The sequence below is a fragment of the Streptomyces sp. A 4/2 genome (assembly GCF_940670765.1).
Taxonomy (GTDB): Bacteria; Actinomycetota; Actinomycetes; order Streptomycetales; family Streptomycetaceae; genus Streptomyces.
The window spans coordinates 388,369-412,351 of the sequence record NZ_CALNVW010000019.1 but is presented as its reverse complement, the minus strand read 5'-3'; the positions used below and the strand labels follow the sequence as shown (position 1 = coordinate 412,351).

Below are 23,983 nucleotides of genomic sequence, written 5' to 3'. Positions count from 1 at the left end.
AGGGCTCGGCAACGTCACGGAAAGGCAGGGCAGATGCCATGGACGACAACCTCCGCGAACTCTTCGACTTCATCGCCTTCACCGCCCGGCTGCGGGAAGTCGAACGGCACAACAACGCCACCTCCGCCAGGAAGGAGAGCGTGGCCGAGCACTCGTGGCACCTGGCGCTGGTCAGCTGGATCCTGCACCGCGAGTTCGAGCGGGAATACGGCCATGCGCTCGATCTGGAGAAGATGCTCAAGCTGTGCCTGATGCACGACCTCGTGGAGATCGACGCGGGCGACCCGTCGGCCTGGAGCGCGCAGCCCGACGGCGACAAGGCCCGGATCGAGGAGGAGGTCGCCCAGCGCCGGTTCTCCGGGCTCCCGGACGGGCTCGGTGCCGAGTTCCTCGGGCTGTGGCACGAGTACGAGGAGGGCGCGACGCCCGAGGCCCGGCTCGTACGCGGAGTGGACCGGCTCAACCCCGCGCTGATGCGTCTCCTGACCGGTCAGGGCTGGCAGGACGTCGGCGCCGACGCGACCGCACTGGACCGGCTCCAGCTGCCGCGCGTCCAGGCGAGCGAGGCCCTGACCACGCTGTACCGGGAAGTCAGGGACGCGGCGGTGGCCCAGGGGCTGCTGCCGAATTCGGATGTGTGACGTCGGCTCGGCACTGTTGGGACCGATCCCGGCGCTGTCCCGGCTGGGTCGAGCACGAGCTCAAGCGGACGGCGGGACCGGGGACCGCAGGCCGAGCCACTGCTCGGCGTCCCAGGCCCGGAACCGCTCCACCTCGGTGAATCCCAGCTTTGCCGCGAGGCGCATCGAGCCGACGTTGGCGCTCTGGGTGTGGAGCACCACCGGATTCCCGGGAAGGACGCCGTCGAACCAGTCGAGTGCCGCCGCGCACGCCTCGGCGGCGTACCCGAATCCCCACGCCCCCGGCAGGAACAGGTAGCCGAGATCGACCTTCCCCGCGGCAGCCGGGCGACCGTGCTCCGGTGCTCTCCTGAGCAGGATCTGGCCGATCATCGCCCCGTCGAGATCAACGACGAAACTCCCGGGCCACCGCTCGGGCACCCCGGGCATCTCCCGCTCAAGCTCATCGCGAGGGCGGGGACCGCCGAGGTAGGTGTGCACCTCTGGCGACGCCAGCAGCTCGACGAACGCCGCACGGTCCCGGGCCTCGGACTCACGGAGCACGAGCCTCTCGGTCCGGATCGGGGCAGGCGGCCAGGCGACGGGTCCGAGTTCAGTCATGTCGGCCAGCCAATCAACAGACTCGGCAGCGATCAAGACTCGCAGTGTGCTGTCGAGTTCGAATGCCAGGATCTCACCGGGCTCGCAAGGGTTGGCGTACAGGGTCTTCTCTGCTGAGGCCACGGCGTCGAACAGCCCCGAGCCGTGAGCCGGTCCGCGCGCACCGCACCGCGCGGACCGGCTCATGCCACAGCTCTCAGTCCCCCAACACCGGTAGCAGCTCCGGCAGATGACCGTCCGAGGCCGTCGCCGCCGCCACCCGTTCCTCCGGCACCTCGCCGTACAGCGTCGTCCGGGGGCGCGACGGGCGGCCCGCCAGGTCCGCGATGGCGATCAGGTCCTGGATCGAGCGGTACGAGCCGTAACTCGACCCGGCCATGCGGGAGATGGTCTCCTCCATGAGCGTGCCGCCCAGGTCGTTCGCCCCGGAGCGGAGCATCTCCGCCGCGCCCTCCGCGCCCAGTTTCACCCAGCTGGTCTGGATGTTGGGGATGTACGGGTGGAGCAGCAGCCGGGCCATCGCGGTGACCGCGCGGTTGTCGCGGGTGGTCGGGCCCGGCCGGGCGATTCCGGCCAGGTAGACCGGGGCGTTGGTGTGGATGAAGGGGAGCGTCACGAACTCCGTGAAGCCCTCGACGCCCTTCGCCAGCGCCGTCTGCTGGATCTGCGCCAGGGTGCGGAAGTGGCCGAGCCAGTGGCGGGGCTGGTCGACGTGGCCGTACATCATCGTGGACGAGGAGCGGATGCCCAGTTCGTGGGCGGTGGTGATGACCTCGATCCAGGTGGCCGTGGGCAGTTTGCCCTTGGTGAGGACCCAGCGGACCTCGTCGTCCAGGATCTCCGCCGCCGTGCCGGGGATCGAGCCGAGGCCCGCCTCCTTGGCGGCGATCAGCCACTCGCGGATGGACATACCGGTGCGGGTCGCGCCGTTCACGACCTCCATCGGGGAGAACGCGTGGACGTGCATGTCCGGGACGCGCTCCCTGACCGCCTTCGCGATGTCGAAGTACGCCGTGCCGGGCAGGTCCGGGTGGATGCCGCCCTGCATGCAGACCTCGACGGCGCCGACGTCCCACGCCTGGGCGGCGCGGTCGGCGACCTGGTCCAGGGAGAGGGTGTACGCGTCGGCGTCCGTACGGCGCTGGGCGAACGCGCAGAAACGGCAGCCGGTGTAGCAGACGTTGGTGAAGTTGATGTTCCTGGTGACGATGTACGTGACGTCGTCACCGGACACGTCCCGGCGCAGCTCGTCCGCGATCCGGGTCAGGGCGTCCAGCGCCGGGCCGTCCGCGTGCAGCAGGGCGAGGGCCTCGTCGTCGGTGAGCAGCGTCGGGTCGGCGGCGGCCTGGCTGAGGGCCTGCTTGACGTCCGTGTCGATACGGGACGGGACCATGCCGGGGGCGGCCTGCTCGCGCAGCGCCTCCCAGTCCCCGTACACCTCGTCGAAGTCGTCGCGCCGGTCGGAGGTGCGGCCCTCGGTGTCGATGGTGTGGTGCAGGTCGGTGCGGCCGGTCGCGGTGAAGCCCTCGTCGGGCTCCTGCCAGGGCAGCCCGGACGGCTTGACGCCCTCGCGGGCCAGCCCGGTCTCCGGGTCGGCCAGCGCCCGGACGTGCGGCAGCAGCCGGGGGTCCAGCCAGGGTTCGCCACGCTGGATGAACTCCGGGTAGATGGTGAGGCGTTCACGCAGCTGGAACCCGGCGTCGGCGGTCCGCGCGGCCAGTTCGTCGATGTGCGGCCAGGGACGCTCGGGGTTGACGTGGTCGGGGGTCAGCGGGGAGACGCCACCCCAGTCGTCGATGCCCGCGCCGATGAGCAGCGCGTACTCCGCGTCGACCAGGTTCGGCGGGGCCTGGATACGGGCGGACGGGCCGAGGATGTGCCGGGCCACCGCGATGGCTGCGGCCAGTTCCTCCAGCTCCGCGTCGGGCATCGCGCGCATCGCGGTGTCCGGCTTGGCACGGAAGTTCTGGACGATGACTTCCTGGATGCCGTGGTAGGAGCGGGCGGTCCTGCGCAGCTCGAAGAAGGCGTCGGCGCGCTCCTCGTACGACTCGCCGATGCCGATCAGCACCCCGGTGGTGAAGGGCACGTTGGAGCGCCCGGCGTCCTCCAGGACGCGCAGCCGTACGGCGGGTTCCTTGTCGGGCGAGCCGTGGTGGGGGCCGCCCGGTTCGCTCCAGAGGCGGGTGGCGGTGGTCTCCAGCATCATGCCCATCGAGGGGGCGACCGGCTTGAGGCGCTGGAGGTCGGTCCAGGTCATGACGCCGGGGTTGAGGTGCGGCAGCAGGCCGGTCTCCTCCAGGACGCGGACGGCCATGGCCCTGACGTACGCGAGGGTGTCGTCGTACCCCTCGGCCTCCAGCCACTCGCGCGCCTCGGGCCAGCGCTCCTCGGGGCGGTCACCGAGGGTGAACAGGGCTTCCTTGCAGCCGAGTTCGGCGCCCTGCCGGGCGATCTCCAGTACCTCATCGGGGGACAGGTACATGCCGTGTCCAGCACCCCTGAGCTTGCCGGGCACGGTGACGAAGGTGCAGTAGTGGCACTTGTCCCGGCACAGCCGGGTCAGCGGGATGAACACCTTGCGCGAGTACGTGATGACGCCGGGCCGCCCGGCCGCTTCCAGTCCGGCGTCCCGGACGCGGGCGGCCGAAGCGGCGAGATCGCGCAGGTCGTCGCCGCGCGCCTGGAGCAGTACGGCTGCTTCCCCCGCATCGAGGGCGACGCCGTCCCTGGCCCGCTTGAGCGCGCGACGCATGGCATTTGCGGTGGGTCCTGCGGGCTGCGGATCAGTCATGAACCGAGCATACGAGCGTCATTTGGCACTGTCTCCGGCGCCTTCCCCGGCCGGTCTCCGACGCCGGGTGCCTGCCGGCTGGTAGGCATCTGGAGAACGACGGATACGGGACACCATCAAGCACATCAGACATCTCTCACAGAGAGAGACAGATCCGTCCAGATCAATACAGATTCAGTTAGGGGACCGCCGTGCACAAGACCCATCAGCGGACCGGGGGTGAACCGGAGTGGCATCGGGCCTGGTGACATCGGTGGTGCGCTCCCCGGTGGGGAGTTTCGTCGAGGCGGTGCTGCGCGGTGTGGGGCAGGTGATGCTGCAGGACAACCCGCTGACCGGGGCGATCTTCCTGGTGGGGATCTTCCTGAGCAGTACGACCGCGGGGCTGTACGCGTTGCTGGGCACCGCGGTGGCCACCGCCACGGCGATGCTGGCGGGGGTGGACCGGGCAGCGGTCCGCCACGGCCTGTACGGATTCAACGGCACGCTGACCGGGATCGCCCTGTCCGCCTACGCCACCCACGGATACGCGCGGTTCGGCTATGTCGTGTTCGCCTGCGTCGCCGTCACGGCCTTCACCGCGGCCGTCCACAACTTCGTGAACTCCGCGCACATCCCGACGCTGACCGCCGCGTTCGTGGCGACGACCTGGGTGTTCCTCGCCGGACTGCGCCAGTTCGGCCGGCTGTCCGGGAGCACGGCCCTGCCCGCGGCGCGGCTGCCGACCGAATCGCTGTCCGGGGCGCAGGACCTGACAGCGAGCGATCTGCTGCACGGCTTGTTCAACGGCATCGCCGAGGTGCCGCTGCAGACCGGCCTGTGGACCGGGGTGGCGCTGCTGGTCGGGATCGCCGTCAACTCGCGGATCTCCGCGGCGGCCACGGTGGCCGGGAGCCTGATCGGGCTGCTCGTGGCGTGGGGGCTCGGCGCCTCGGAGGCGACGCTGCGGTCCGGGCTGGCCGGGTACAACGGGGTACTGACCGCCATCGCCCTCGCAGGTCTGTACTACCTGCTCAGCTACCGCTCGGCAGTGTTCGCCGCGGTGGCCGCCGCGCTGAGCGTCGTCGTGGAGGGCACATTCACCACGGTCCTCGCCCCGGTGGGACTGCCGGTCCTGACGGCGCCCTTCGTCGTCACCACCTGGCTGTGCGTGTTCGCCGCCAGCTCGTTCACGCGGCTGTATGCGGTCCACCCCGAGGACGCCACCACCCCGGAGGGCAACCTGCGCACGGTGTCCCGCCGCTGGCACAGCCGGGACCGGCATCTCAACGCGCGTGTTCCGGACACGCCGAGGTAGCGGAGCACGCGGGTGCGGCTGGGCCGGAGTAGCCGAAGTAGCGGGACTGGCCGAAGTGGACGGTGCGGCCGGAGTAGCTGGATCAGCCGGAGCAGCCGGAGTTCAGGATTCGTCCCGCCGGGGTGGGCTGATGATGCGGCAGATGTTCTCGGCGTCGCTGCAGGACTGCGGGTCGGTCTCATCGGCCAGCCGGGCGAGGCCACGCAGGGCGGTGCGGGTCTTGCGGAGCTCTGCCATGCGCCGGTCGATCTCTTCGAGGTGCCGGTGGATGAGGTCGGTGACGTGGCCGCAGGGTGCCTCGCCACTGTCACGGAGGGCGAGGACGCCACGGATCTCGGCGAGGGTGAGGCCGGCGTGCTGGGCGTCGCGGATGAACGCGAGGCGGGGCTCGGCGGTGGCCGGGTAGTCGCGGTAGCCGCCCGGGGTCCGTGGCGGTTCCGGCATCAGGCCGGCCTGTTCGTAGTAGCGGATCGTCTTGGTGGTCAGTCCGCTCCGTGCGGCGAGTTCCCCGATGCGCATGTCTTCTAGAACCAAGGGCGGGTGTCGTGCGCGGGCAGCGGCCGCAGTTTCGGCCAGCATTCCAACAGGCGCACGGCCAGGGTGGAACTGAGGCGGCCCACAGCGTGCAGGTGGTCGTGGTCGCGGGTCATGTCGGCGACCACGCCGAGGCGGTGGACGAGCCGCTCGCGGGCGGAGATGTAGCCCCACTCGAAGTCCTCGGTGGGTACCCGAGCGAGCTGGTCGACCGTCCCGCGGTGGGCCCGCTCGACGAGCGCGTCTCCCTGGATCAGCCAGCCGGCGCACGCGTCAGCGAGGTCGCCCGGCACATCCCTGCCGGTGAGCCCGCGCCAGGTGGTCCGGTAGATGTCCTCGACCTCCGCGAGCGGGGCCGCGTTGACCGACATCGCGCACCAGCAGGTGGGGAAGCCGATGCGGAAGTAGGCGAGTTCGACCAGTCCGTTGCCAAGCGAGGCCCGTTCGAAGTCGACGAAACGGACACCGTCGGTGGTGCGCAGGTCGTTGCCAGGGCATGGGTCACCGTGCAGCAGCGCATGATGCGGGGTGGGGTCCAAGCGGTCCAGGAGAGCGGTGAGTTCATCGAGCACGGCGGACGGGACGGGCACGTCGAGCGCCCGGGCCAGGGTGAGGAAGGACTCCACGTCGGCGGCCGTGGGCCCCGACCAGGCCGGAAGCACGCCCGCGTCGGCGGGTCCGGTCAGGGCGTGCAGTCGGGCGAGCGACTCGGCGTACCCCGGCATCCAGTCGTCCGTCTTGCCGAGGTCGTCCAGGTGATCGAGAACCATCACCCGCGCGGGCAGGTCCGTGGCGAGCACCGCGGGAGCCACGGCAGGCCCGATCGCCCGCCCCGCCAGGCGCAGCCCCGCGACCTCCCGCGCGAAGCGCGTGTCCGCGTCGGCGCCCGTGTCCCCGTCATCGGTGATCTGTTTCACGATCACCAGACTCCGGTCGGCCAGCCGGACCCGCCACACCCGTGACCGCGGACTGCTGTCCAGAAGTTTGCTCTGCTTGGGGATGCCCACGGTGGAGCGCAGCGCTTCGTCGAACGGAAGCCGGTTCAGCATGCGGACGAGCCTAGAGCCATAGCTCTTGACCTTCCAGTGCGGTGGAAGGTCTAGCGTCGACTGCAGAGGCTTACGGACCAGCAGAGGTCTACGGGCCTGCAAAGGCTTCGGACGACCAGGAGGATGACGCCATGCGGATCACGGTGCTGACGGTTCCGGACTGTCCCAACGGGCCGGTCGTGCAAGCGCGGATCACGACCGCGCTGGGTGGCCGGGACGCCGAGATGGAGCTGGTCGAGGTATCCGAGCAGGCCGAGGCCGAACGGGCGGGGATGTCCGGCTCGCCGACCGTCCTGCTCGACGGCGTCGACCCGTTCGGGAGCGCCGGGGCGACGCCGAGCGTGTCGTGCCGGATCTACCGGCACGCCGGTGGCGAAGTCGACGGGGCGCCGAGGGTGGACGAACTGCGCACGGTCCTGACTGCGGCGGGCCTGGCTGCAACGGACCTGACTTCGACGGGCCTGCCCGACCCGGCGGACGGCGACTGCTGCGCGGGGGACGCGCTGGACCTGGTCGGCCGGGGCGGTCGGGGGCGCCTCGCGCCCGTCGAGGGCGGGTTGCGGGCGGTACATCAGGCGGTACTGCGGCACTTCGCCGCCACCGGCAGCGCTCCCGAACTCGCGGTCCTTGAGCCGGTCGCGGCGGCCGTGGGCCGCAGGGCCGCGGATGTCCTGGCCGAGCTGGCGCGGGAGGACTTCCTGACCGTCGACCGGGACGAACAGATCCGGGCCGCCTATCCGTTCTCCGCCGTGCCGACCCCGCATCGGGTGGTGGTCGACGGTGGAGTCCGGCTCTGGTCGATGTGTGCGATCGACGCGCTCGGCATTCCCGCCATGCTGGGCCAGGACGTGGTGATCACCTCCGCCGACCCGGCCACCGGCGAGACGGTCACCGTCACCTGCGAGGGCGGGAGAACGGTGTGGGAGCCCTCTTCGGCGGTGGTGTTCGTCGGCCGCCGGGGCAGTCTCCCGGCGCCGGCTGCCGACGTCTGCTGCGACACCCTGAACTTCTTCGCCGACCGGACCTCCGCTTCGGCCTGGGCCGGTCAGCACCCCGATGTGAACGGCACCGTCGTCGACCAGGCGAGTGCCGAGAGGATCGGCCGGACGACCTTCGGGCCGCTGCTGACCGACAGCTGACCTCCGGGAGCCGACAGGTCAGGGCTCCCGACAGGTCAGACATCTGGTGCACCACAGCCGTCGACCGAACAGCCTGACCACCCGGTCGTGGTGACGTCACCCGTGTTGTCGTGACGTCACCCGTGAGCCTTCACCATGTTCTCGACGGCCTTGATGACGACATCCGGACGCTCGGCCGGAATGTCGTGCGAGGTCTTCTCCGCGACGACGAGCTGCCGGTTGGCGGACGCGTCCGCGAACTGCCGCAGCGCGTCCCGCCACAGCTGCGCGTCCTCGGGCGTGTCGAACGGCGTCGCCGACGACGCGATAACGGTCGCAGGGACGCTCTTCGGCCACGAGACCGCGTGGTAAGCCCGGTGCATCGGCCCGTAGTTGCTTGCCGTGGCCAGGAGCTGGCGGGTCACCCTCGTCGAGAGCTGACCGTCGAGCGCCGCCACCTGCCCCTGGTTCGCCGCCTCGATTCGCGCAGTTTCGCTGTCCGTGTAGAAATTGGGCAGGCTCGCGTCCACAAGCACGGCACCGGACAGCCGGCGCGGATTCTTCTTCGCGAAATAGGTGGCCACCTCGCCCGCCTGGGAATGCGATACGAGAATCACGTTGTGGGTGACACCGAGCTTGGTGAGACCGGCCTCCAGATCCGATGCGGCATTCTCCGCATTCCAGGAGCCGATGATTTCTTCGCTCTTTCCCATTCCGGTCCGGTCATAGGTGATGACCTCGGATCCGGTCTTCTTGGCCAGGGCGGGCGCGATCTTCTTCCACTGCGACGAGTCCAGACCGCCCCCGGCATCCAGGACGATGGCCGGGAGGTGGCCGGGCGTGACGTGGAAGGCCAGCTTGTGCCCGTTGTTCTCGATCATGTGCAGCGAAGGATCAGCGGCTGCGGTACCGGTAGCAGCTGCGGTGGCCGAATGCCGACCTGCTGCGGCCGGTGTGGCGGCGACAGCCGAGCCCGTGGAATTCCCGCACGCGACGAGGGCCCCGGTCACCACAGCGGCCAAGGCCACGGTCGTCAATGCTGCCTGACGGCGGCGGCGGCGGCGCGACGATGATGCGGATGAATTCATGACACTCATGACTCTGCTCCAGAGGGAGAGGAAAACACCGGGCGCCGATCGGCTTGTTGAATGCTTTCGACGCTTGCTGCGAACTCCTCAAGTCTCGCCAGGCGCGGGCCGCCGAACGATGGGGCTGCACGGTGAGTGTCCGGTGCACCTGGACTCCGGGTTCTTGGTGGGGCTACCCCCAGGTCTTGGCGGCCTGCGCTGCACTGCTGGCGGGGATCGTGCCGGCCGCCGAAAACCACGCGCGCGTACGCCCGGCTGTCAGCGAGACCGGCTAGGACCTGCCCCGGGCGGTGATCCGTCGGCGGAGGTTGCCGACCAACGCGTGGATGTCACGTTCGGCGGGCGCGTCAGCAGGTGCCACCGGGGCCGCCCCCGGTACGGGTGTGCGGCAGAGACGGCAGAGGCCGTCGGGGAGGGCGCCGGACGGTCCGGGGGCGCCGCACTCCGTGCATTCCAGCAGCAGTCGGCGTTGTACGGGAGTGCCGGGCGCGGCCGGTGCGGGGATGGCGGGCAGGTGCGGCGGGATCTTGTCGCGGAGGCGGCGGCGTACGAAGCCGACAGGAGAGCCGACCTGGGCCGGGAGGCCCGAACTGAGCGCGTGCGTCAGGTAGTCCGGGTTCACGCCCCGGTCCAGCCAGGCGGCGGCCAGAGGCTCCAGTACCGCACAGTCGGCGGCGGAGAGCGCCAGCCGCGGGTCGGTACGGCCGAGGCTGGCCAGGGCGAGATAGGCGGGCGAGGAGTGGTCCGGGGCCGCCACCGTTCCGGCGGTTCGCTGCTGCGGTACGGAAGGTGCGGACGGTACGGAAGGCACGGGAAGCACGGAAAGTACGGGAGCCGTAGGAGCGGGCAGTGCCACGGAGGCTTCCGCACGGACCTGCTCCACGGGAGCTTCCGCCTGGGCCCACGGCGGCGGAACCTCGGGTTCGGCCGCCGTAACGTCCTCCACGACCCGGTGGTTCTCGGCTTCGGCGAAGGCGTCCCACCACTCGTTGTCGCGCGCGGTGCGGGACCAGTACGTGAGGGTGACCCAGCGGCTGTCGCTCCCGCCGGTCCGGCACTGCGCGCGCCGGAGATAACCGGCCACGGTCAGGGCCTTGAGGGCGCTGCCGACGGCCATCTGCCCGTACAGCGGGATGTTCTTGGCCAGCGTCTTGATGTCCATCGCCGCACCGTCGGGGAGACGGTCGACGTAACCGGCGATGTAGCGCTCCCGTTCGGGCAGCATCGTGAAGTCCACGGGACACGGAGGCAGTTGGTCCGACGCGGATCGCTTGCCGTAGCCGTGGTTGGCCTTCGGGTACGGGCGGGACGACGCGGGTGCGTGCAGGGCAGAGCTATGGTTCTCGGTAGCCACGGGGTCGACCTTTCGACCTTTCATCGATCTTGTGGTGAGACCCCGGCCTGGTGTTGTGAGCACCGCGTCGGGGTCGTTTTTTTCGTTGAGGGCAACGTACGCAGCCGTTACGGTGCGTCGCAAGCCGCTCACGATAGTCATACTTACCGGTCGCGACGGGTCCGGGAGGGGAGGGAGGATTCCCCAACCCCCCTCCCCCACCCATCGGTTGAAGAGAGCGCTCGGATCCCGGAGCCCGGGTCCCGGCCGCCGGATCCCGAAGCTCAAGCGCCGGGCCCGGCCCCCACCTCGTACCCACGAAAGAGTGAACCGGCCGGTACCGGAACTCGAAGCCCGACACCCGAAGCCCGGGGCTCGGGTCTTTCAGGCAGGTCCCCCGGACGGTGCTCAGCCCAGAAAAGGGGCGTACGCGTCGAGCACGTCCAGTACGCCCTTCTCGCCCTCCGAAGGCAGTTGCAGCACGGTCTCCTCGATGCCCAACTCCGCGTAGTGCGCCAGCTTTCCGGGCGACGGCAGTACCGCGTACGGCACGACCTGGAGCTTCGACGGGTCGCGGCCCGCGTCCGTCCAGGCCTGGCGCAGCACCGGCATCGACTCGCTCAGGCCGCGCCCGCCGATCGGCATCCAGCCGTCCGCGTACTCCACGATGTCCGCGAACAGCTTCGGACCGGCCGCCCCGCCGACCAGGGTGCGTACGCTGCCGCCCTGCGGTTTCGGGTACGCGTGACTGGCCCGGACCGAGCCGAACTCACCGTTGTACGAAGCCGGTTCGGCTGCCCACAACGCCCGCATCAGCGCCATCCGGTCCTTGCCGAGTTCGCGCCGGGTCGTCCACTTCACTCCGTGGTCGGCGGCCTCCTCCTTGTTCCAGCCGAAGCCGAGACCGAGTGTGAACCGGCCACCCGAGAGGTGGTCGAGGGTCGCGATCTGCTTGGCCAGGTCGATCGGGTCGTGCTGGGCGATCAGCGTGATGCCGGTGCCCAGGGTCAGGGTCTCCGTCACGGCCGCGGCCTGGCCCAGCGCGACGAACGGGTCCAGCGTCCTGCCGTACTCCTCGGGCAGTTCGCCGCCCATCGGGTACGGGGTGGTCCGCTCCACCGGGATGTGGGTGTGCTCGGGCAGATACAGCCCGGCGAACCCCCGCTGCTCCAGCTCGCGGGCGAGTCGTACGGGGGTGACTGTCCGGTCGGTCAGGAAGATCGTGGTGCTCAGCCGCATGACTTCTGCCCTCATCCCTCGGTGCCGCGTGGCCTCGGTGGCCCGTGGGCGCGAGGTTATGACGTACGGGTGGGAATTCCGAGTGCGTACGGAGAACGCGCGGCGAACGAAGTCCGGGCGCCGCGCCCCGGCCCCCCGTACGCCCTCTTCCCTTCTCTCCCGGTTCACGGCTGAATACCAGGGTTCAACTGCATCGCTCGTGTCCCCCACAGACCTTGGAGCCGTTGGCATGACCACTGGAGAGATGGGCAGGCGCGGCCTGCTGGTGACGGGAGCCGCCGGCGCGCTTACGTTGGGAAGCGTGAGCTTCGCGAGCGCGGCAACCCCGGCAGACGGCGCGGACAACGGCGGGGCGCAGGCCGACCGGACGAAGACCGTGCGGGGCACGCTCCCGCCCGGTTCGCCCGACTACGTCTATCTCCCGGTGGACGTGCCGAGTGGCGTACGGGAGCTGGCCGTCTCCTACACGTACGAGAAGACGCCCGTCCCGGCGGGCACCCAGGGCAATGCCCTGGACATCGGCATCTTCGACGAGCGGGGCACCGCGCTCGGCGGGCAGGGGTTCCGGGGCTGGTCGGGCGGGGCGCGCAGCGAGTTCTTCATCCGGGCCGACGCGGCTACGCCCGGCTATCTGCCGGGTCCGGTCCGCGCGGGGCGGTGGAACATCGCGCTCGGCCCGTACACCACGGCGCCCGGGGGCCTGCCGTACGCCGTGACGATCACCCTGCGGTTCGGTCCGACGCCCGCTTCGCCGAAGCCGGTGTATCCGCCGGTGCGGGCCAAGGGGCGCGGCCGGGCCTGGTACCGGGGCGACTGCCACATCCACTCCGTGCACTCGGACGGGAAGCGCACCCCGGCCGAGATCGCCGCGCTGGCCCGCACGGCGGGGCTGGACTTCATCAACACCAGTGAGCACAACACCAGTTCGGGGCACAGCGCGTGGGACGGGCTGTGGGGTGACGACCTGCTGATCCTGACCGGCGAGGAGATCACCACCCGCAACGGCCATGTACTGGGGATCTCCACCGACCACGGCACCTGGGTGGACTGGCGCTACCGGGCCCGCGACAACCGTTTCGGTCACTACGCCCGGGAGATCCGCCGCGCGGGCGGCCTGGTGGTGCCCGCGCACCCGCACGCGACCTGCATCGGCTGCAACTGGAAGTTCGGCTTCGGTGAGGCGGACGCGGTGGAGGTGTGGAACGGCCCGTACACCCTGGACGACGAGGTGTCGGTGGCCGACTGGGACAACACGCTCGTGAGCGGGGCCAGTTGGACGCCTGCCATGGGCAACAGCGACGCCCACAAGGACCCCGACGCGATCGGCACCCCGCAGACCGTCGTCCTCGCAGACGACCTCAGCCGGGACGCGATCCTGGCCGGTATCCGCGCGGGCCACTCGTACATCACCGAGTCCTCGGCGATCTCCCTCACCTTCGGCGCCTCGGGCGGCCGGGCCCAACACGCGGGCATCGGCGAGCGGCTGCGGGTGGCGGCCGACACCCCGGTGACCGTCCGCCTGGAGGTCACCGGCGCGCCCGGCTGCACGGCGAACTTCGTGACGGACCAGGGCACGCTCTTCAGCACCGAGCTGCCCGCTTCGGGCTCGGGCACGGTGGAGTGGCAGACGACTCCCTCGTACGCCGCCTACGTACGGGCCGAGGTGCGGCACGCCCCGAAGGCGGCGGGGCTGCCGGGACCGCTGGCCGCGCTCACGAACCCGGTGTTCCTGGGGGGCTGAGTGAGACGCCGCCGGCTGAGGGCTCCGGTTGCAGGAGGGATCCGTCAGCCGCGCGGCCCGTCCGCGACCACGGCACCGGCACCGGCACCCGCACCGACACCGGCCTTGACGTCGTCGAGGAACGCCTGCCAGGCAGGGGCCCGGACCACGAACGCGCCGCGCCCGGCGTCCTTGGAGTCGCGGACGGCCATCCCGCGCCCTTCTATCCTGGCGCCCTCCACGCAGTTGCCGCCCAGGTCGTTGCTGTACGACGACGTGAACCAGTCGGCTCCGCGCACTATCGCGGTCTCAGCCATGGTGCTCATGGGCATGGATGTTCAAAACTCCTTGAGTACTGTCTTGATCAGGCGCAGGGACTCCTGCGGTCCCGGAGCCAAGGCAGTCAGGTCCGCGAACACTTCGGCGTAGCGCTCGACGGTGGCGTCCCGTCGCGCGATCCACGCGTCCGCCAGGTTCTCCAGGTAGACGATGGGCTTGAGTACCGATCTGTCCGGAAATTGCAGGAGCACGAAGGGGCCGTTCATCCCGGAGTGCGCACCGTGCCCGAAGGGGACGACCTGCACCCGGACATGGGGCATGGACTCGGCCATGTCGACGATGTGCCGGAGCTGTTCACGCATGATGTCGGCGGAGCCCACTCTCCGGCGGATCACGGCCTCGTTGATGATGGCCGTGAACTTGAGCGGAGCCACCTCGCGGCGGAGTACCTCCTGCCGGGTCACCCGCACCGCGACGAGCCGGTCGACCTCGCCCGTGCCGAGACGCTCATGGGCCCGCTGGTGGATGACCCGTACGTACGACTCGGTCTGGAGCAGCCCCGGCACGAACTCGGACTCGTACGTCTGGAGCGTGGACGCGGTCGCCTCCAGCCCGAGGAACGCCTTGAATCCCGGGCTGATGACCGGCCGGTACTCGGGCGACTGCCACCAGTCCTGGCGTGTCTTCGTGACCGCCGCGTACCCGATGAGCAAGGCGCGCTTCTCGGCGCTGGCTCCGTAGATCTCGCAGAGCGCCATCACGTCGGGCTTCTCGACCGACGCGTTCTCGCCGGTCTCCAGTCTCGTCAGTTTCGAGGGGCTCCACAGGAGCTGCTTCACGACCTGAGACGCCTTCATCCCGGCCGCGATGCGTAACTGGCGCAGTTCACTACCCAGTTGCAGGCGGCACAGAGCGGGCGTGGCCGACTCTATGTCCGTGATCATTTGCTACCTCCCTGTAGGCATCGCCCAGTGCGGCGAAAGACGTCACACGCGGGCGAAAAACGTTCTGCGTCCCAGCAGAAGGCTGCACGTTCCCCCACGAACTGGGCGCATGCCAATGGAACTTGCCGTCGAAAGTTGAGATCAGAATTCTGCTGATGGCATTCAAGATTAGCGGTTCTGCTGCCACGCTGGAGTCAGTCGATCACGTACCGCATCGATCGGTGCGCGGAACGAGCAGATCGACGCCTCGCACCCCACCCGCTCCCCACCGGGGGAGCAGAACGAGGAACGCGCGATGACCACCGCGACGAACAAGGACCACCGCTCCGAGCAGGCCGACTCCGCCGACGGCCACCCCTGTCCCCGCCCCGGTCCCCACCCCGGTGCCGTCGACATCGCGGAGATCAGCGCCGCCATCGCGGACGCCCTGTCCATCCGGCTGTCCCCGCCCGACCGGCAGGCCGTTCACGCCACGACGCTGCGCCTGAGACGCGCGCTCCACCTCTTCATGAGCGAAGACCTGGGCTACGAGACCGACCCCGCCGCCCTGGAGATGTACCGCGCGGGCCGGCGCCTGCTGGACCTGACCGGCCGGTCGGCGGACGGCACGCCGTACTCCGCGCTGTACTCCGCCCTGTACGAGATGAGCGAACTCGCCCGCCTCGCGAAGCGATTCATCCGTCTCTACCGAGAACGTCATCCGTAGGAGGCCGACGATGACCGACCAGCCGGACCTGCCGCAACCCCTGCCGGTACGAAGCCCGGGGGCCGCACTGGACCGCATGCGCAAACGCGGACTCCGCATCCCGGCCCGCGGCGACCGCCGCCCCCGGCCCGAGCCCCCTGCGGTGCTCGCCGCGGCGCGGTCCTCCGAGGCGCGGTCCTACGGGGGAGCCGTCGGGGAGGAGAACGCCTGAGAGGGGGAACGCCTGAGGGGGGAACGCCTGAGGGGGCAACGCGGCAGACCAGTCAGCAGGCCATGTCGGACACCGGTATCTCGATGGATAGCCCGACCGGCCCGGCCGTCTCGCCGCCGCGCGGAAGCAGGCGGGCCTTCGGGAACGACGGATGGCACGGACCGGAAGCCCGTGCCATCCTGTGCCGTGCCGTCCCGGCCCGTGCCGTCCCTTCGGTGCGGGAGACCCGTCCGCCCTGGTGAACTCCGGAAGTCAGCGCACCGGAAAGGTCCTATCCCGGCCAGACGATCGACTGCGTCTCGCTGTACGCGTGCAGCGCGTACGAGCCCACGTCCCGGCCCACCCCGCTCTGCTTGAACCCGCCGAACGGCGCCTCCATGTTGCGGCCGATGGTGTTCACGCCCACCCCGCCCGCCCGCAGCTGCCGCGCCACCCGGAACGCCTTCGCCACGTCGCCCGACCAGACATAGTCGAGCAGGCCGTACTCGCTGTCGTTGGCCAGGGCGATGCCCTCGTCCTCGTCGTCGAAGGGGACGACCACGACGACCGGGCCGAAGATCTCCTCGCGTACCACCCGCATGTCGTTCGTGCAGTCGGCGAGCAGCGTGGGCGTGACGTAGAAGCCCTTGTCGAAGGCGGGGCGTTCGCCGCCCGCGACGACGGTCGCGCCTTCCTTGCGGCCGAGTTCGACGTACGACTCGATGCGGTCGCGGTGCGCCGCCGAGATGACCGGGCCGACGACCGTGCCCCGTACCGTCGGGTCGCCGACCTTCAAGTAGCCCATGTACGCGGTCAGTTGGGTGACCAGCTGGTCGTAGATGCCGCGCTGGGCCAGGACGCGGGTGGGGGCCGTGCAGATCTGGCCGCTGTAGAAGGCGAACGTCGTGCCGATCCCGGCGACCGCCGAGTCGAGGTCCGCGTCGTCGAAGACCACGGCCGCGCCCTTGCCGCCGAGCTCCATCAGCTGCCGTTTCATGCCCCGGCCGCAGACCTCCGCGATGCTCCGGCCGACGCCGGTGGAGCCGGTGAAGCTGACCATGTCGACGTCCGGGGAGTCGACGGCCGCCTCGCCCACCTCCGTACGGGTCCCGCTCACCACGTTCACCACCCCGCGCGGCACACCGGCCTCGGCCAGCGCCTCCGCCATGCGGTAGACGGAGAGCGGGTCCTGCGGGGCGGGTTTCACGACCACCGTGTTGCCCATGGCGAGCGCGGGTGCGATCTTGCCCGCCGGGTTGGCCCAGGGGTTGTTGTACGAGGTGATGCAGGTGACGACCCCGACCGGCTGGCGCACGGCGAGCGCGCCGAAGACGCCCGCCTTGCCCATCGGCCCGGCTTCGTTGATCTGCGGGGGCAGCCCGGTCTCGACCGGTTCCAGGGCGCCCTTCGCGTACCGCCGGAAGCGGGACACGCCCACCCCGACCTGCATCCCGCGCGCGGTGCCGGTGGTGGCGCCGCTCTCCGCCTGGGCGAGTTCCGCGTACGGCAGGAACTCCCGCTGCATGATGCCGGCGGCCCGGTCGAGGATCGCCGCCCGCTCCTCCGGCTTCGTACGCGACCAGCCGGCGAAGGCCGCTCGGGCGGCTGCCGCCGCCGCGTACACCTGCTCGCGGCTGGCCTCCGGCGCCGGGCCCACGCTCTCCTCGGTCGCCGGGTTGATCACGTCGTAGTGGCCGCGGTCGGGTGCGACCCACTCGCCGTCGATGAACAGACCTTGCTCTGCGCTCACTTGTTCCGCACTCACTTGGTGGCCACCGTCCTGGTGTCGCGGCCGGAGCGGAGCACCGTGCCCGGTACCGCGCCGGTGATCTCGTCGTCCCTGATGGTCTCGACCCCGTTGACCCGTACCGACACGATGCCGATGGCCCGCGAGTCGAGGCGGGGGCTGTCGCCGGGCAGGTCGTGCACGAGCGTCGCGGGCCCCGCCGCTATCCGTTCCGGGTCGAAGAGCACCAGGTCCGCGTGGAAGCCCTCCTCGATCCGGCCCCGCTCACGCAGCCCGAACAGCTGCGCCGGGTCGTCCGTCAGCATCTTCACCGCCGCTTCGAGGCCGACGAGCTTCCGGCCGCGCAGGCAGTCCCCGAGGAAACGGGTGGTGTACGGGGCGCCGCACATCCGGTCCAGGTGCGCGCCCGCGTCCGAACCGCCGAGCATGACGTCCTCGTGTTCCCAGGTCCGCTGCCGCAGCGCCCAGGAGTCCGGGTCGTTGTCGGTGGGCATCGGCCAGAGGACCGTGCGCAGCTGGTCGTTGGCGCAGATCTCGACGAGGCAGTGGAACGGCTCCTGGCCGCGCTCGGCGGCGATGTCGTTCACCACCCGGCCGCTGAGTCCTTCGTTGGCGTCGGAGTAGGTGTCGCCGATGACGTACCGCCCGAAGTTGGCGAGCCGCCGGAAGACCCCGGCCTCCTTGCTGTCCGCGCGGCGCAGCATCTCCGCCCGTACGTCGGGGTCGCGCAGCTTCGCGATCCGCTCGGGCACCGGCAGCGACAGGATGTCGCCCCAGCCGGGGATCAGGTTCAGCGCGCAGAAGGTGCCCAGCGACATGTTCATCGGGGTGAGGATCGGCATGGTCAGCGCGACGATCCGGCCGCCCGCGGCGCGCGCCCGTTCGCTGGCGCCGAGCTGGCGCGGTACGCGGTCGGGTTCGGCGGCGTCGATCGTCAGCACGTTCCAGTTGAGCGGCCGGCCCGCGGCTGCGCTCATCTCCACGAAGAGATCGATCTCCGCGTCGCTGAACTGGTCGAGGCACCCGGAGACGATCGCCTCGATCTGGGTGCCCTCGTGCTCCCCGACCGCCTTCGACAGGGCGAGCAGTTCGGCGGGCCCGGCGTGCCGGGAGGCGACGGGCTTGCCGTCACCGTCGGAGTGGGTGGAGGACTGCGTGGTGGAGAACCCCCAGGCGCCCGCGTCCATCGCCTCGTGGAAGATCCGCAGCATCTCGGCCAGTTGCTCCCCGGTGGGCTGCCCGCCGATCGCGTCGGGGCCCATGACGTGCCTGCGCAGGGCGCAGTGTCCCACCATGAAACCGGCGTTGACCGCGGTACGGCCGTCCAGGGCGTCCAGGTACTCGGCGAACGTCGACCAGTTCCAGGGCGCGCCCTCTTCCAGCGCGACCAGCGACATGCCCTCGACCTTGGACATCATGCGGCGCGTGTAGTCGGCGTCGTCGGGCCGGTCCGGGTTGAGCGGGGCGAGGGTGAAGCCGCAGTTGCCCCCGGCGACGGTGGTCACGCCGTGGTTCATGGACGGGGTGGCGTACGGGTCCCAGAACAGCTGGGCGTCGTAGTGCGTGTGCGGGTCGACGAAACCCGGGGCGAGGACGAGGCCGGTGGCGTCCTCGGTGGTGGTGGCGGGCTCGGGGACGGTGCCGGGTTCGGCGATGACGGCGATACGGCCGTCCCGGATGCCGAGGTCGGCGACGTACGAGGGGGCGCCGGTGCCGTCCACGACGGTTGCGTTGCGGATGAGGTGGTCGAGCATGGGGGTGGGTCCCTTCTGTACGGATGGGGTGGTCGGGGCGGGGTGCGACCTGGGGTGGCGGTCGGGCCCCTTGTCCTCAGGCGCCGGACGGGCTGAGAGTGGCCTGGCGCGTCCGGCGGGAGGTTTTCGTCCTCAGGCGCCGGACGGGCTGGGAGCGGGCCCGACGTGCGCCGACTTCCGGCAGTAACTTCCGGCGGGCGACGGAGCATGCGCAACCACATCGAGCCCGGCCGGCGATTGAGGCCACACCCCGGCCGGGCAGGCCAGGCCCCCGTCACCGCACATGGCTCCGGCCGGGCCGTACGGGCAGGCCGCGCACCCCGTACGCCCCGGCCGGAACCGGACAGCACCCCTCCGGGATGAGGTCGCCGTCCGACATGGGACCCGCTCAGGCCCCCGCCGCCTGGCGGAAGCGGGTCGTCCGGTGCACCGGATCCGTGTCGATCTGCGGGATCACGTGCTCACCGATCAGCTTGATCGAGTTGAGCGTGTCCTCGGGCGAGATCCCGATCGGCAGCCCGAACGACAGCTGGTCCGCCCCCGCCTGCTCCCACCGCTTGCACTGCTGGAGCACCTCACCGGGATCGCCGCAGATCATCAGCTCCTCGGCGATCAGCAGCTCGATGATCTCCGCGCTGTACTCCGGCAGGAGTTCCGGCCACTCCGGAATGCCCTCCGGCCTCGGGAAGGTGTCGTGGTAGCGGAACAGCAGCGACTGCAGGTAGTTCAGCCCGCCGTTGACGGCGATCTCCACCGCCTTGTCGTGCGTCTCGGCGCAGATCGCGGTCGAGGTCACCATGACGTTGTCGTTGACGAAGTCGCCGACCGCCTTGGCCTCCTTCACCGCGTTCTTGTAGGACTCGACGACCCACTCCATGTCCGAGACCTTCTGGACGCTGAACCCCAGTACGCCGAGGCCCTTCCGGCCCGCCATGGCGTACGAGGCGGGCGACCCGGCGGCGTACCACATGGCCGGGTGCGACTTCCCGTACGGCTTGGGCAGGACCTTGCGCGGCGGCAGGGACCAGTGCTTGCCCTGGAAGCCGGTGTACTCGTCCTGGAGCCACATCTTGGGGAACTCGGCGATCGTCTCTTCCCAGATCTCCTTGGTGTGGTTCATGTCGGTGATACCCGGCATGAACCCCAGGATCTCGTGGCTCCCGGCGCCGCGCCCCGAGCCGAACTCGAAGCGGCCCCGCGACAGGTGGTCCATCATGGCCACCTTCTCGGCGACCTTGACGGGGTGGTTGACGGGTGCCAGCGGGTTGAAGATGCCCGATCCGAGGTGGATGCGGTCCGTGGCGTGTGCGAGGTACCCGAGGTACACGTCACTGGCGGAGATGTGCGAGTACTCCTCCAGGAAGTGGTGCTCGGAGACCCAGGCGTACTTGAAGTTGGACTTGTCCGCCTGGATGACGTACTCGGTCTCCTCGATGAGCGCCTTGTGCTCGGCCTCGGGATCGGCCTGGGCGCGCTTCTTCGGTACGTATCCCTGTACAAAGAGCCCGAATTCCAAAGGGGTTCACCGTCCCTAGGTCTCTGTCCCACTGTTCTGGGACTCGTCCGGCGCATCCAACTTGATCTGACACACCGTCAGTTTGCGATGGAGTCGACTGTGGCACCGTGCGCATGGGCCGTCAATAGCTGACGGTCAGTCAGAAAGCGAGTCAGAAGATGCTCACGCCGGCCAGCCAGCCGCCGTCGATGACGAACGGCTGCCCGGTGATGTACGAGGAGTCCTCGCCGGACAGGAAGAGCGCCAGCTTGGCGACCTCGTCCGGCTTGCCCACCCGCCCAAGCGGCACCAGCTTCTTGTACAGCTCGTCGAGGGCCGCCGAGGACTCGGCGGGGTCCGCGGTGGGGTCGAGCTGCGCCGGGTTGCTCATGGGGGTGTCGATGGCCCCCGGGCACATCGCGTTGACCCGGATCCCCTTCGCGGCCAGTTCCATCGCCGCCACCCGGGTCAGCCCGACGATGGCGGCCTTGGTCGCGGCGTACGAACCCACGAAGGCCATGCCGGTCAGCGCCGTGTACGAGGCGGTGTTCACGATGGTCCCGCCGCCCGCCGCCTCGATCTCGGGGGCGATGGTGCGTATCCCGAGGAACGCGCCGACCTGGTTGACCTGCACCACCTGCTGGAACTCGTCCAGCGGCGTCGACACCAGCTCGTTGAAGCGCAGGATGCCCGCGTTGTTGACCAGCCCGTCGATCTTGCCGAAGGCCGCCTTGCCCGCGGCGGCGGCGGCCGTCCAGTCCGCCTCCTGCGTCACGTCGAGGTGGACGTAGACGGCGGCCTCCCCCAACTCCTTGGCCAGCGCCGATCCCTGCTCGTCCAGTACGTCGCCGAGGAGGACCTTCGCCCCCTCGGCGACGAACAGCCGTGCCTCCTGCTCGCCCTGCCCGCGCGCCGCGCCGGTGATGACGACGACCCGCCCGTCGAGCTTGCCCATACCGCTCTCCCTGCCTGGACCTGCCGGTCCTACTCGTTGAGGTGCGGAGCCACGTCGGCGGCGAACGCCGCCATCTGATCGGTCAGTTCGGTGCGGCTCCGGCTGCGGAACCGCACCTGGATCTGGTCGACGCCCATCGCCGCGTACGCGCGCAGCGACTCGGCGAGGGCGTCGGCCTTGCCGGTGAGCGTCCGGCGGCCGGTCGGCCAGCCGGGCTCCCCCACGTACAGCGGCTCGGTGATGGCCCCGATCTCGATCGGTCCGCTCACCCCGGCCGCCTCCCGGAGCGCCTTCACCCGGGCGATCTGTTCGGGCAGCCTGCTGCGCGGATCGCCCTGCGGCAGCCAGCCGTCGCCGCGTTCGGCCGCCCTGCGCACCGCGGCGGGCGAGGACCCGCCGACCCAGAGCGGCACCTGCCGCTGGGCGGGCCTGGGCATTTGCCCGAGCCCTTCGAAGTCGTACCGCTCCCCGTGGTGCTCGGGGTACTCCTCGGGGCCGAGCGCCGCCCGCAGCGCGTCGATGGTCTCGTTGAGCACCGCCCCGCGCCCGGGGAAGTCGGCGCCGACGGCGTCGAACTCCTCGGGCACGTGCCCGGCCCCCACCCCGAGGATCAGCCGGCCCCCGCTGAGGTGGTCGAGGGTCGCGTACTGCTTGGCGGACAGCAGCGGGTGCCGCAGCCCGGCCACGGCGACATGGCTCATCAGCCGGACCCGCTCGGTGACCCCGGCCAGGAAGCCGAGGGTGGCGACCGGGTCGTACCAGACGGTGCCCATCGCGTCCGCGAGCCGCCGCGGGATGGCGACGTGGTCGCAGGACGCGATGTACGCGAATCCACTGCGGTCGGCGGTCCTGGCGATCTCGACGAGGTCACCGGGGGTGGCCGCCGCCTCCCAGTCCTCCGCGTAGATGCTGCTCTGCGACTGCACGGGCAACTGCATCCCGTACACCAGCCGCCCTTCGGGAAAGACCCGTGTCATGGGAGCCCTCTCAGTAAGCGACCGGTGCTCGGCGACCGGTCGGTGCGACGCGGACACGGCGGGACACTGCGGACACGTCCTACGCCCCGGGCCAGAGCCCGTCCGGGGTGAGGCCGAGCAGGTCGATCGCGTTGCCGCGGACGATGCGGTCCACCACGTCGGGCGCGAGGTGCCCCATCTGCGCCTCGCCGACCTCCCTGGACTTCGGCCAGGTCGAGTCGGAGTGCGGGTAGTCCGTCTCGTACAGCACGTTCCCCACCCCGATCGAGTCGAGGTTCTTCAGGCCGAACGCGTCGTCGAAGAAGCAGCCGTAGACGTGCTCGGTGAACAGCTCGGACGGCGGCCGGTGCACCTTGTCCGCCACCCCGCCCCAGCCGCGGTTCTCCTCCCAGACCACGTCGGCGCGCTCCAGGATGTACGGGATCCAGCCGATCTGCCCCTCGGCGTACATGATCTTCAGGTTCGGGAAGCGCTCGAACTTGCCGCTCATCAGCCAGTCGACCATCGAGTAGCAGCAGTTGGCGAAGGTGATCGTCGAACCCACCGCGGGCGGGGCGTCCGCCGAGGTCGAGGGCATCTTCGACGAGGAGCCGATGTGCATCCCGATGACCGTGCCCGTCTCGTCGCACGCGGCGAGGAAGGGGTCCCAGTCGTCCGAGTGGATGGACGGCAGTCCCAGGTGCGGGGGTATCTCGGAGAACGCCACCGCGCGCACCCCGCGTGCGGCGTTGCGCCTGACCTCGGCCGCCGCGAGCTCCGCGTCCCACAGCGGGACGATCGGCAGCGGGATGAGGCGGCCGTGCGCCTCGGGGCCGCACCACTCCTCGACCATCCAGTCGTTGTAGGCGCGTACACCGAGGAGCCCCAGCTCCCGGTCCTTCGCCTCGGTGAAGGTCTGGCCGCAGAAGCGCGGGAAGGTCGGGAAGCAGAGGGCGGACTGGACGTGGTTGACGTCCATGTCGGCGAGGCGGTCGGGCACCGAGAAGGAGCCGGGCCGCATCTGTTCGTAGGTGATGACTTCGAGTTTGATGTCGTCCCTGTCGTAGCCGACCGCCGTGTCCAGGCGGGTCAGCGGCCGGTGCAGGTCCTCGTACACCCACCAGTCGCCGATCGGCCCGTCGTCGCCCTTGGCACCCATGACCGGGGCGAACTTTCCGCCCATGAAGGTCATTTCCTTCAAAGGTGCGCGAACGATACGCGGGCCGACGTCCCGGTACTTCGACGGGAGCCGGTCCTGCCAGACATGGGGAGGTTCCACCGTGTGGTCGTCCACCGAGATGATCTTCGGGAAGGTCTCCATGTCCTCCACCGTAGCGCCGATCTGACGAACCGTCAGCTCTCTGTACCGTGGTCGTCCCGCCGTCGTACCGTCGTACGTCGGCGAAGAGCTCGGCGAGGAGCTCGGCGAAGAGCTTGTGGAGAGGGACCACCCAGAGCTGACGCAGTCGCCATGAACAAGGCAAACTGGCCTGTGCCATACGAGCGGTACGGGCAGCAGGGCATGCGGCAGGAGGCAGAGGCAG

Annotated in this window: 21 protein-coding genes; 6 read left to right on the top strand and 15 right to left on the bottom strand. The window is 70.2% G+C overall.

Annotated elements, in window-relative coordinates; translation table 11 throughout:
- The first annotated feature begins 38 nt into the window (after window positions 1-38).
- The gene (locus NBY69_RS14580; RefSeq protein ID WP_250301299.1) at window positions 39-641 is read left to right on the top strand and encodes an HD family hydrolase; all 603 of its coding nucleotides are present in this window, start codon (window positions 39-41) and stop codon (window positions 639-641) included.
- 60 nt (window positions 642-701) lie between these two features.
- Here the strand turns inward: NBY69_RS14580 and NBY69_RS14575 are convergent, their stop codons facing one another.
- Together NBY69_RS14575 and NBY69_RS14570 are read right to left on the bottom strand one after the other, a co-directional pair.
- A complete protein-coding gene (locus NBY69_RS14575; protein ID WP_250301298.1) occupies window positions 702-1,241 on the bottom strand; it encodes a GNAT family N-acetyltransferase in 540 nt (179 codons plus the stop codon).
- 196 nt (window positions 1,242-1,437) lie between these two features.
- Window positions 1,438-4,035 (bottom strand): bifunctional FO biosynthesis protein CofGH, encoded by a 2,598-nt coding sequence (locus NBY69_RS14570; protein WP_250301297.1) that lies wholly within the window; start codon window positions 4,033-4,035, stop codon window positions 1,438-1,440.
- 229 nt (window positions 4,036-4,264) lie between these two features.
- On the opposite strand from NBY69_RS14570, the gene NBY69_RS14565 reads away from it, so the two are divergent.
- Entirely contained in the window at window positions 4,265-5,332 is a 1,068-nt protein-coding gene (locus NBY69_RS14565) for an urea transporter (RefSeq protein WP_250301296.1), read from the top strand.
- Between the two features lie 102 nt (window positions 5,333-5,434).
- Here NBY69_RS14565 and NBY69_RS14560 read toward each other — a convergent pair whose 3' ends face one another.
- Window positions 5,435-5,851, bottom strand: coding sequence for a heavy metal-responsive transcriptional regulator (locus tag NBY69_RS14560; RefSeq protein WP_250301295.1), 417 nt, complete (start codon window positions 5,849-5,851; stop codon window positions 5,435-5,437).
- 5 nt (window positions 5,852-5,856) lie between these two features.
- Entirely contained in the window at window positions 5,857-6,915 is a 1,059-nt protein-coding gene (locus tag NBY69_RS14555) for a phosphotransferase family protein (protein ID WP_250301294.1), read from the bottom strand.
- Window positions 6,916-7,046: 131 nt separating this feature from the next.
- Here NBY69_RS14555 and NBY69_RS14550 point away from each other — a divergent pair, with 131 nt between their 5' ends.
- A complete protein-coding gene (locus NBY69_RS14550) occupies window positions 7,047-8,054 on the top strand; it encodes an alkylmercury lyase family protein (RefSeq protein ID WP_250301293.1) in 1,008 nt (335 codons plus the stop codon).
- A gap of 116 nt (window positions 8,055-8,170) precedes the next feature.
- Here the strand turns inward: NBY69_RS14550 and NBY69_RS14545 are convergent, their stop codons facing one another.
- From NBY69_RS14545 to NBY69_RS14535, 3 genes are all read right to left on the bottom strand, one after another.
- Window positions 8,171-9,130 carry an alpha/beta fold hydrolase gene (locus NBY69_RS14545; RefSeq protein WP_250301292.1) on the bottom strand — a complete coding sequence of 320 codons (960 nt, stop codon included), beginning with the start codon at window positions 9,128-9,130 and terminating at the stop codon, window positions 8,171-8,173.
- Window positions 9,131-9,392: 262 nt separating this feature from the next.
- The gene (locus tag NBY69_RS14540; protein WP_250301291.1) at window positions 9,393-10,475 is read right to left on the bottom strand and encodes a MarR family transcriptional regulator; all 1,083 of its coding nucleotides are present in this window, start codon (window positions 10,473-10,475) and stop codon (window positions 9,393-9,395) included.
- 387 nt (window positions 10,476-10,862) lie between these two features.
- Window positions 10,863-11,693 carry an LLM class F420-dependent oxidoreductase gene (locus tag NBY69_RS14535; RefSeq protein ID WP_250301290.1) on the bottom strand — a complete coding sequence of 277 codons (831 nt, stop codon included), beginning with the start codon at window positions 11,691-11,693 and terminating at the stop codon, window positions 10,863-10,865.
- Between the two features lie 229 nt (window positions 11,694-11,922).
- Here NBY69_RS14535 and NBY69_RS14530 point away from each other — a divergent pair, with 229 nt between their 5' ends.
- A complete protein-coding gene (locus NBY69_RS14530; RefSeq protein ID WP_250301289.1) occupies window positions 11,923-13,434 on the top strand; it encodes a CehA/McbA family metallohydrolase in 1,512 nt (503 codons plus the stop codon).
- Between the two features lie 44 nt (window positions 13,435-13,478).
- On the opposite strand, the gene NBY69_RS14525 is transcribed toward NBY69_RS14530, so the two are convergent.
- Both NBY69_RS14525 and NBY69_RS14520 read right to left on the bottom strand, forming a co-directional pair.
- A complete protein-coding gene (locus NBY69_RS14525; protein WP_250301288.1) occupies window positions 13,479-13,739 on the bottom strand; it encodes a DUF397 domain-containing protein in 261 nt (86 codons plus the stop codon).
- A gap of 12 nt (window positions 13,740-13,751) precedes the next feature.
- Entirely contained in the window at window positions 13,752-14,636 is an 885-nt protein-coding gene (locus NBY69_RS14520) for a helix-turn-helix transcriptional regulator (RefSeq protein WP_250301287.1), read from the bottom strand.
- A 295-nt stretch (window positions 14,637-14,931) separates the two neighbouring features.
- Here NBY69_RS14520 and NBY69_RS14515 point away from each other — a divergent pair, with 295 nt between their 5' ends.
- The gene (locus NBY69_RS14515) at window positions 14,932-15,342 is read left to right on the top strand and encodes a hypothetical protein (protein WP_250301286.1); all 411 of its coding nucleotides are present in this window, start codon (window positions 14,932-14,934) and stop codon (window positions 15,340-15,342) included.
- Window positions 15,343-15,352: 10 nt separating this feature from the next.
- Window positions 15,353-15,553, top strand: coding sequence for a hypothetical protein (locus tag NBY69_RS14510; RefSeq protein WP_250301285.1), 201 nt, complete (start codon window positions 15,353-15,355; stop codon window positions 15,551-15,553).
- Window positions 15,554-15,824: 271 nt separating this feature from the next.
- Here the strand turns inward: NBY69_RS14510 and NBY69_RS14505 are convergent, their stop codons facing one another.
- From NBY69_RS14505 to NBY69_RS14480, 6 genes are all read right to left on the bottom strand, one after another.
- Window positions 15,825-17,282: an aldehyde dehydrogenase family protein gene (locus tag NBY69_RS14505; RefSeq protein ID WP_250301284.1), complete on the bottom strand. Its 1,458-nt coding sequence runs from the start codon at window positions 17,280-17,282 to the stop codon at window positions 15,825-15,827.
- Window positions 17,283-17,293: 11 nt separating this feature from the next.
- Window positions 17,294-19,033, bottom strand: a complete 1,740-nt coding sequence (locus NBY69_RS14500; RefSeq protein WP_250301283.1) for an amidohydrolase family protein — start codon at window positions 19,031-19,033, stop codon at window positions 17,294-17,296.
- A gap of 388 nt (window positions 19,034-19,421) precedes the next feature.
- The gene (locus tag NBY69_RS14495) at window positions 19,422-20,549 is read right to left on the bottom strand and encodes an LLM class flavin-dependent oxidoreductase (RefSeq protein WP_250301282.1); all 1,128 of its coding nucleotides are present in this window, start codon (window positions 20,547-20,549) and stop codon (window positions 19,422-19,424) included.
- A gap of 151 nt (window positions 20,550-20,700) precedes the next feature.
- The gene (locus tag NBY69_RS14490; protein WP_250301281.1) at window positions 20,701-21,483 is read right to left on the bottom strand and encodes an SDR family NAD(P)-dependent oxidoreductase; all 783 of its coding nucleotides are present in this window, start codon (window positions 21,481-21,483) and stop codon (window positions 20,701-20,703) included.
- Window positions 21,484-21,512: 29 nt separating this feature from the next.
- Window positions 21,513-22,460 carry an LLM class F420-dependent oxidoreductase gene (locus NBY69_RS14485; protein WP_250301280.1) on the bottom strand — a complete coding sequence of 316 codons (948 nt, stop codon included), beginning with the start codon at window positions 22,458-22,460 and terminating at the stop codon, window positions 21,513-21,515.
- A 79-nt stretch (window positions 22,461-22,539) separates the two neighbouring features.
- A complete protein-coding gene (locus NBY69_RS14480) occupies window positions 22,540-23,760 on the bottom strand; it encodes an amidohydrolase family protein (RefSeq protein ID WP_250301279.1) in 1,221 nt (406 codons plus the stop codon).
- Window positions 23,761-23,983: the final 223 nt, after the last annotated feature.

Bases quoted from the DNA above. Each gene is read 5' to 3' on its own strand.
- NBY69_RS14515 (WP_250301286.1), top strand. From the start codon at position 14,932: ATGACCACCGCGACGAACAAGGACCACCGCTCCGAGCAGGCCGACTCC.
- NBY69_RS14560 (WP_250301295.1), bottom strand. From the start codon at position 5,851: ATGCGCATCGGGGAACTCGCCGCACGGAGCGGACTGACCACCAAGACG.
- NBY69_RS14510 (WP_250301285.1), top strand. From the start codon at position 15,353: ATGACCGACCAGCCGGACCTGCCGCAACCCCTGCCGGTACGAAGCCCG.
- NBY69_RS14550 (WP_250301293.1), top strand. From the start codon at position 7,047: ATGCGGATCACGGTGCTGACGGTTCCGGACTGTCCCAACGGGCCGGTC.
- NBY69_RS14525 (WP_250301288.1), bottom strand. From the start codon at position 13,739: ATGAGCACCATGGCTGAGACCGCGATAGTGCGCGGAGCCGACTGGTTC.
- NBY69_RS14570 (WP_250301297.1), bottom strand. From the start codon at position 4,035: ATGACTGATCCGCAGCCCGCAGGACCCACCGCAAATGCCATGCGTCGC.
- NBY69_RS14480 (WP_250301279.1), bottom strand. From the start codon at position 23,760: ATGGAGACCTTCCCGAAGATCATCTCGGTGGACGACCACACGGTGGAA.
- NBY69_RS14520 (WP_250301287.1), bottom strand. From the start codon at position 14,636: ATGATCACGGACATAGAGTCGGCCACGCCCGCTCTGTGCCGCCTGCAA.
- NBY69_RS14530 (WP_250301289.1), top strand. From the start codon at position 11,923: ATGACCACTGGAGAGATGGGCAGGCGCGGCCTGCTGGTGACGGGAGCC.
- NBY69_RS14580 (WP_250301299.1), top strand. From the start codon at position 39: ATGGACGACAACCTCCGCGAACTCTTCGACTTCATCGCCTTCACCGCC.
- NBY69_RS14575 (WP_250301298.1), bottom strand. From the start codon at position 1,241: ATGACTGAACTCGGACCCGTCGCCTGGCCGCCTGCCCCGATCCGGACC.
- NBY69_RS14490 (WP_250301281.1), bottom strand. From the start codon at position 21,483: ATGGGCAAGCTCGACGGGCGGGTCGTCGTCATCACCGGCGCGGCGCGC.
- NBY69_RS14545 (WP_250301292.1), bottom strand. From the start codon at position 9,130: ATGAGTGTCATGAATTCATCCGCATCATCGTCGCGCCGCCGCCGCCGC.
- NBY69_RS14555 (WP_250301294.1), bottom strand. From the start codon at position 6,915: ATGCTGAACCGGCTTCCGTTCGACGAAGCGCTGCGCTCCACCGTGGGC.
- NBY69_RS14500 (WP_250301283.1), bottom strand. From the start codon at position 19,033: ATGCTCGACCACCTCATCCGCAACGCAACCGTCGTGGACGGCACCGGC.
- NBY69_RS14485 (WP_250301280.1), bottom strand. From the start codon at position 22,460: ATGACACGGGTCTTTCCCGAAGGGCGGCTGGTGTACGGGATGCAGTTG.
- NBY69_RS14535 (WP_250301290.1), bottom strand. From the start codon at position 11,693: ATGCGGCTGAGCACCACGATCTTCCTGACCGACCGGACAGTCACCCCC.